Annotated in this window: 2 pseudogenes; both read right to left on the bottom strand. The window is 68.8% G+C overall.

The features are described from left to right. Nucleotides 1-332: pseudogene (locus JCM25156_RS31825) on the bottom strand (PLP-dependent aminotransferase family protein); the annotation flags it as partial. 143 nt (nucleotides 333-475) lie between these two features. Beyond that, nucleotides 476-724, bottom strand: a pseudogene (locus JCM25156_RS31830) (PLP-dependent aminotransferase family protein); the annotation flags it as partial.

The raw sequence follows: 724 nt of genomic DNA on the forward strand, positions 1-724 counted from the left end.
CCCGCCTGCGTGGCGCGCGCCGGATCCGCCATGAATGGCGGCAACGGGCTGACCTTTACATCCTGCGCCGCCGCCCGGGCGGTGAAGGACGCGGCCTGCGCCATGTCCAGCGGCATCCATGCGTGAAAGGCGTCATAGGGCGGCGGGGTGAGGTAAGGCCCCATGATGCGCAGGGCCAGTTCGCGCCGCCGCCCGGCTTCCCCCCGCAATGCCTGCCGGACCGAGGCCGCCGTGCCATCCTGCATCCACTGCGCCATCATGGCGTAGGAGAGGGGAGCGATCATGAGCGATGAAGTCAGCAGCGCCTCCCGCGCCGCGGGCAGGAACGCCACGGGCGGCGCAAGTGCGCCGATGCGCAGGCCGGGGCTGAGGGTCTTGGACAGGCTGCTGATATAGAATGTCCGCTCCGGCGCCAGCGTGACCAGCGGCGGCAGGCTGTCATCATGGGCGCAGTCATAGACATCATCTTCAATGATCAGGCGTCATGGGCGTGGCACAGGCGGGTGATGTCGCGCCTGCGCGCGTGGTCCATGGTGGCTGTGGTGGGGTTGTGCATGGTGGGGGTTACATACACGATGCAATGCCCCGGCCCATGGCGGCTCAGGGCGTGTTCCAGCTGTCGGGCCGCATGCCGTGCCGGTCCATGGCCAGGCCGCGTGCGGCCAGACCCGCCTGGCGGATCAGCCCCAGCATGCGGGATAGTCAGGTCCTCCGTCAGGATGTG

The sequence above is a fragment of the Komagataeibacter kakiaceti JCM 25156 genome (genome assembly GCF_000613305.1).